The organism is Streptomyces solincola (assembly GCF_002982015.1).
GTDB lineage: Bacteria > Actinomycetota > Actinomycetes > Streptomycetales > Streptomycetaceae > Streptomyces > Streptomyces solincola.
In genome coordinates this window covers 1-5,858 of record NZ_PVLV01000001.1, presented here as the reverse complement: position 1 = coordinate 5,858, position 5,858 = coordinate 1, and the positions used below count along the sequence as shown (strand labels likewise).

The following is a 5,858-nucleotide window of genomic DNA, read 5'->3' as shown; positions in this document are numbered from 1 at the left end:
CGGTACGGGGGCGGAGGTGCGGGCCGGGGCGCGGTGGCGGCCGGCCGCGGCGGCGGCGAGCCGGCCCAGTGCCTCGGCCTTGGCGCACGGGTGGGCGCCCAGCGCCGTCTGCCGGGCCACGATGGCCCGTTCGGCCCGCATCAGCCGCCAGCCGCGCCGCAGCAGCACCGGCACCGACTTGCGGCCCTCGCGCAGGTCGCGCACCAGCCGGCGGCGGAAGGTGGTGGAGGGGCGGCCCCGCAGGCACAGCGCGTCGGCCAGCAGCCCCAGTTCCTGGCAGCGGGTGACGATGTCGGCCGCGAAGATCCCCTCCGCGACGAACAGCGGGGTGCGCTCGATGTCCAGCACCTCCCGGCCCACCCGGGAGCTGGTGGAGATGTCGTACACCGGCACGCCGGTGCGGCCGGTGGCGCACAGCTCGGCGATGGCGGCCACCGCCGCGTCCGCGTCCCAGGACAGCGGCGAGTCCCAGTCGGTGTCCGCGGTGCCGGGCACCAGCGGCAGCGTCGGGTCACCGGTCTCCTTGTAGAAGTCGTCGAGGCGCAGCACCGGCAGGCCGGTGCGGGCCGCGAGGGAGGACTTGCCGGAGCCGGAGGGGCCGGTCAGCAGCACGACGCGGGTGGGGCTCGGTTGGGGACTCACGGGACACCAGTCTGAGGCATGAACCCGATCGGGGGACCCCGCCCCCACCCCGTTGGTATCGAGCATCACATCTCGCCTACGCTGCGTGCCCGACCGACCACCCCCGAGTGCGGGAGTTTCCCATGGCACGTCACAAGCTGCTGCTGAGGGCCTCACTGGCCGTCACGGCGATCGGCGCCGTCGTCGGCGCGGGCGGGGGCGCCGCCCAGGCGGCCGAGGCCGCGGCCACCCCGGCGACCGACCCGGCCGCCGCGCTCGCGGCCGCCACCGGCGCGGTGCCGTACGTCACCGCGGTGCCGAAGAACCTGAAGCTGAACCCGCTGGCGCAGACCGGCGTCGACCCGCTGGACAACGGCGTCGGCACCCAGGTCAGCGACTTTCAGCCGCTGGACACCACCGCCGTGACCGGGTCGCTGACCAGCGCGCCGAACCTGCCGGTGGCCGGCCCGCTGCTGGGCGGCCTGATCCCGGGCTGAGCGGGCCCGGTGCGGCGTACGACGGAAGACGGCCCCGGCTCCCCCGGACGGAGGGGGGCCGGGGCCGTCGGCGTCCGAGGCGTCCGCGTCAGTACGCGGAGCCGGACGCGCCCAGCGAACCGGTCGGGTGCCAGACCGTCTTGGTCTCCAGGAAGGCCGTCAGCCGGGCCAGGCCCGGGTCGGCCGCGAAGTCCGGGGCCTCGGCGGGGCGCAGCACCCGCTTGAGGTTGTCCGCGGCGGCGATCTCCAGCTCCCGGGCCAGCGCGGCGTCCGCGCCGGTCAGGTCGATGGCGTTGACGTCCTGGTGGGCGGCGAGCGGCGCGCCCAGCTCGGCGGCCTTCCCCGACAGCACGTTGACCACCCCGCCGGGCAGGTCGGAGGTGGCCAGCACCTCGCCCAGCGAGAGCGCGGGCAGCGGGGCCCGCTCGGAGGCGACGACGACGGCGGTGTTGCCGGTGGCGATGACCGGGGCGATCACCGACACCAGGCCCAGGAAGGACGACTCCTGGGGCGCGAGCACCGCGACCACGCCGGTCGGCTCGGGGGTAGAGAGGTTGAAGTACGGGCCGGCCACCGGGTTGGCGCCGCCGACCACCTGGGCGATCTTGTCGGTCCAGCCGGCGTACCAGACCCAGCGGTCCACGGCCGCCTCGACCACCAGCGCGGCCTCGGACTTCGACAGCCCCTCGGCCCGCGCCACCTCGCGGGCGAACTGGCCCTTGCGGCCCTCCAGCATCTCGGCCACGCGGTAGAGCACCTGGCCGCGGTTGTACGCGGTCGCGCCCGACCAGCCGCCGAACGCCTTGCGGGCGGCCACGACCGCGTCACGCGCGTCCTTGCGGGACGACAGCGGGACGTTCGCCAGCCACGTGCCCTTTGCGTCTGCCACCTCGTACACCCGGCCGCTCTCGCTCCGCGGGAACTTGCCCCCGACGTACAGCTTGTAGGTCTTCAGGACGCTCAGACGGGAAGACTCAGACATCGAGGTACGCCTCCAGGCCGTGGCGGCCGCCCTCGCGGCCGAAGCCCGACTCCTTGTAGCCGCCGAAGGGCGAGGTCGGGTCGAACTTGTTGAACGTGTTGGCCCAGACGACGCCCGCGCGCAGCTTGCTCGCGACGGCGAGGATGCGGGAGCCCTTCTCGGTCCAGATGCCGGCGGACAGGCCGTACTGGCTGTTGTTGGCCTTGGCGACGGCCTCGTCCGGGGTGCGGAAGGTCAGCACCGACAGCACCGGGCCGAAGATCTCGTCCCGGGCGATGGTGTGCGCCTGGGTGACCCCGGTGAACAGCGTCGGCGCGAACCAGTAGCCGGCCGAGGGCAGTTCGCAGGCCGGCGACCAGCGCTCGGCGCCCTCGGCCTCGCCGGTGTCGGCGAGCGCGGAGATCCGGGCCAACTGCTCGGCGGAGTTGATCGCCCCGATGTCGGTGTTCTTGTCCAGCGGGTCGCCGAGGCGCAGCGTGGACAGCCGGCGCTTGAGCGCGTCCAGCAGCTCGTCCTGGACGGACTCCTGCACCAGCAGCCGGGAGCCGGCGCAGCAGACCTGGCCCTGGTTGAAGAAGATGCCGGTGACGATGCCCTCGACGGCCTGGTCGAGGGGCGCGTCGTCGAAGACGATGTTGGCGCCCTTGCCGCCCAGCTCCAGGGTGACCTTCTTGCGGGTGCCGGCCACCTGGCGGGCGATCGCCTTGCCGACGGCGGTCGAACCGGTGAAGGCGACCTTGTCCACGCCCTCGTGCGCGACGAGCGCCGCGCCCGCGTCCCCGTAGCCGGGCAGGATGTTGACGACGCCCCTGGGCAGCCCGGCCTGGCGGCAGACGTCGGCGAAGAACAGCGCGGACAGCGGAGTGGTCTCGGCGGGCTTGAGCACCACCGTGTTGCCGGCCGCGAGCGCCGGGGCGATCTTCCAGGCCAGCATCAGCAGCGGGAAGTTCCACGGGATGACCTGGCCCGCCACGCCCAGCGGACGCGGGTCGCGGCCGTAGCCGGCGTGGTCCAGCTTGTCGGCCCAGCCGGCGTAGTAGAAGAAGTGCGCGGCGACCAGCGGGAGGTCCGCGTCGCGGGTCTCCCTGATCGGCTTGCCGTTGTCCAGGGTCTCCAGGACGGCCAGCTCGCGGGAGCGCTCCTGGACGATCCGGGCGATCCGGAACAGGTACTTGGCGCGCTCCGCGCCGGGCAGCGCGGACCACTTCTCGAAGGCGCGGCGGGCGGCGGCCACCGCGCGGTCCACGTCCTCGGCCCCGGCCTGGGCGACCTCCGACAGCACCTCCTCCGTCGAGGGGGAGACGGTCTTGAAGACCTTGCCGCCGGCCGCCTCGGTGAACTCGCCGTCGATGAACAGGCCGTAGGACGGCGCGATGTCGACGACCGAGCGGGACTCGGGCGCGGGCGCGTACTCGAATGCGGATGCCATGGTGATCAGTCCACCGTCACGTAGTCGGGACCGGAGTAACGTCCGGTGGCCAGCTTCTGCCGCTGCATCAGCAGGTCGTTGAGGAGGCTGGAGGCGCCGAAGCGGAACCAGTGGTTGTCCAGCCAGTCCTCACCGGCCGTCTCGTTGACCAGGACGAGGAACTTCACCGCGTCCTTGGTGGTGCGGATGCCGCCGGCCGGCTTCACGCCGACCTGCACGCCGGTCTGGGCGCGGAAGTCGCGCACCGCCTCCAGCATGAGCAGCGTGTTGGCCGGGGTGGCGTTGACCCCGACCTTGCCGGTGGAGGTCTTGATGAAGTCCGCGCCGGCGATCATGCCGAGCCAGGAGGCGCGGCGGATGTTGTCGTACGTGGACAGCTCGCCGGTCTCGAAGATCACCTTCAGCCGGGCGGCGCCGGACGCCTCCTTCACGGCGCGGATCTCCTCGTAGACCTTCAGGTAGTCGCCGGCGAGGAACGCCCCGCGGTCGATCACCATGTCGATCTCGTCCGCCCCGGCCGCCACCGCGTCCCGGGTGTCGGCCAGCTTCACGTCCAGCGCGGCGCGCCCGGCCGGGAAGGCGGTGGCCACCGAGGCCACCTTCACGTCCGACCCGGCGAGCACGGCCTTGGCGGCGGCGACCATGTCCGGGTAGACGCAGACCGCGGCGGTACGCGGGGTGGCGCGGTCGGTCGGGTCGGGGTTGAGCGCCTTGCCGGCGAGCGCCCGGACCTTGCCCGGGGTGTCCGCTCCCTCCAGCGTGGTCAGGTCGATCATCGAGATCGCCAGGTCGATGGCGTACGCCTTGGCGGTCGTCTTGATCGAGCGGGTGCCGAGCGAGGCGGCGCGCGCCTCCAGCCCGACGGCGTCCACGCCGGGCAGCCCGTGCAGGAAGCGGCGCAGCGTGCTGTCGGACGCGGTCACGTCAGCGAATGCGGTGGCGGAATGGGGCATGGTCACCAGACCAGCATATCTACGCGCGTAGCGACGTGTACAGCCCCGGAACCCGCACACCATCGGTACGCGGCGTGAGCCCGGCCACCCGGGTCACCCGGCGGGGCGGCGGGCGTGCGGCGGGAGCGGAGGGGGACGACCGGCGCGGGGCGTCGGCCGCACCGCGGGGGCCCCGGGGCGTAGGGCAGAATCGGCCGCATGACGAGCCCTACCCCCCGTCCCGGACAGCCCGGCGAGCCGGCCTACGACGACCGCGTGTACCGCTCGCCGATGGGCATCGCCGGCGGGGCGCTGCTGCTGGCGCTCGCCCTGTGGATCGGGACCGACGCGCTGCTCAACGGCGCGGGCCGGATCCGCTGGATCGCGGTGGCGGGGCTGCTGCTGGTCGTCCCGCTGGTGGTGGCCTTCACCGTCCGCCCGGCGGTCTACGCAGGCGCGGACCGGCTGCGGGTGCGCAACCCGTTCCGCAGCATCGAGCTGCCGTGGAGCAAGGTCGCCGCGGTCCGCGCCGGCTACTCCACCGAGGCGGTCGCCGTCTCCGGCGCGGTCTACCAGTTGTGGGCCGTGCCCGTGTCGCTGCGCAAGCGCAAGCAGGCGGCCCGCCGCCAGGCGCGGGCCGCCACCGACGACCCGCACGGCCGCACCTCGGTGACCGCCGACGTCACCGACGCAAAGGCCCGCCGGGCACCCGCCGACCAGACCGTCGCCGACCTGCGGGAGCTCGCCGAGCGCGGCGCCGGCCGGCCGGGCGCGCAGGGCGCGGAGCGGGTGCGCTGGGCGTACGAGGTGATCGCCCCGGCGGTCCTCGGCCTGCTCGGCCTGATCGTGCTCATCATCACCGGCTGACCGCTACCGGCTGAGCCGCCACCGGCTGAGCCGTCACCGGATGAAGCGCCGCCGGCCGCCCGGTCCTGTCACGGAGGCCCCGCCCACACCAGCAGCATGTAGCCGCCCAGCCAGGCCGAGGACAGCGCGGCCCCGCTCAGCACCAGCACGGCGACGGCGGTACGGGCCCGGGCGACCGCCGCCGCCACCGGCAGCAGCAGCGGGAAGCCCGGCAGCAGGAAACGGGCGCGCGGGAAGTACACCCCGCCGCTGCCCAGCACCACCGCCAGCAGCACCCCGCAGAACACCAGCAGGGCGAGCGGCTGGCGGTCCGCCAGGCACAGCGCGTACAGCCCGGCCGACAGCACCAGCACCGCCGACACCGCCACCAGGAACAACTGCGGCGTCCGGTCGTACGCCAGCAGCTCCCGCAGTTGCCGCAGGGTGTCCGCGCCGCCGTCCCACTCGTTGCGCCAGAGCCGCTGCACCGCGAAGTACCCGTCCCAGCGCCCCAGCCGCAGCCCCACCCCCGTCTCTTATACTCATCTCCC

Annotated in this window: 6 protein-coding genes and 1 pseudogene; 2 read left to right on the top strand and 5 right to left on the bottom strand. The window is 74.0% G+C overall.

The features are described 5' to 3' along the window. On the bottom strand, nucleotides 1-708 hold a 708-nt coding region (locus C6N75_RS00035), incomplete at its 3' end, for a uridine kinase family protein (RefSeq protein ID WP_105866741.1). Between the two features lie 56 nt (nucleotides 709-764). Here C6N75_RS00035 and C6N75_RS00030 point away from each other — a divergent pair. Continuing rightward, on the top strand, nucleotides 765-1,118 hold the full coding sequence (locus C6N75_RS00030) for a hypothetical protein (RefSeq protein WP_105866739.1): 354 nt from the start codon (nucleotides 765-767) through the stop codon (nucleotides 1,116-1,118). An 88-nt stretch (nucleotides 1,119-1,206) separates the two neighbouring features. Here the strand turns inward: C6N75_RS00030 and C6N75_RS00025 are convergent, their stop codons facing one another. Genes C6N75_RS00025 through deoC form a run of 3 tightly spaced genes read right to left on the bottom strand, consistent with a single transcriptional unit; the run spans nucleotide 1,207 to nucleotide 4,482 of the window. Then, nucleotides 1,207-2,100 (bottom strand): aldehyde dehydrogenase family protein, encoded by an 894-nt coding sequence (locus tag C6N75_RS00025; protein ID WP_105866738.1) that lies wholly within the window; start codon nucleotides 2,098-2,100, stop codon nucleotides 1,207-1,209. Further along, a complete protein-coding gene (locus C6N75_RS00020; RefSeq protein WP_105866737.1) occupies nucleotides 2,093-3,529 on the bottom strand; it encodes an aldehyde dehydrogenase family protein in 1,437 nt (478 codons plus the stop codon). Before C6N75_RS00020 ends, C6N75_RS00025 begins: the two co-directional genes overlap by 8 nt. Nucleotides 3,530-3,534: 5 nt before the next feature. Then, on the bottom strand, nucleotides 3,535-4,482 hold the full coding sequence (deoC, locus tag C6N75_RS00015; RefSeq protein WP_105866740.1) for a deoxyribose-phosphate aldolase: 948 nt from the start codon (nucleotides 4,480-4,482) through the stop codon (nucleotides 3,535-3,537). Nucleotides 4,483-4,680: 198 nt separating this feature from the next. Between deoC and C6N75_RS00010 the strand changes: the two genes are divergently transcribed. Beyond that, nucleotides 4,681-5,328, top strand: a complete 648-nt coding sequence (locus tag C6N75_RS00010; protein WP_105866736.1) for a PH domain-containing protein — start codon at nucleotides 4,681-4,683, stop codon at nucleotides 5,326-5,328. A gap of 68 nt (nucleotides 5,329-5,396) precedes the next feature. Here C6N75_RS00010 and C6N75_RS00005 read toward each other — a convergent pair. Beyond that, nucleotides 5,397-5,834, bottom strand: a pseudogene (locus C6N75_RS00005) (hypothetical protein); the annotation flags it as partial. Between the last annotated feature and the right edge of the window lie 24 nt (nucleotides 5,835-5,858).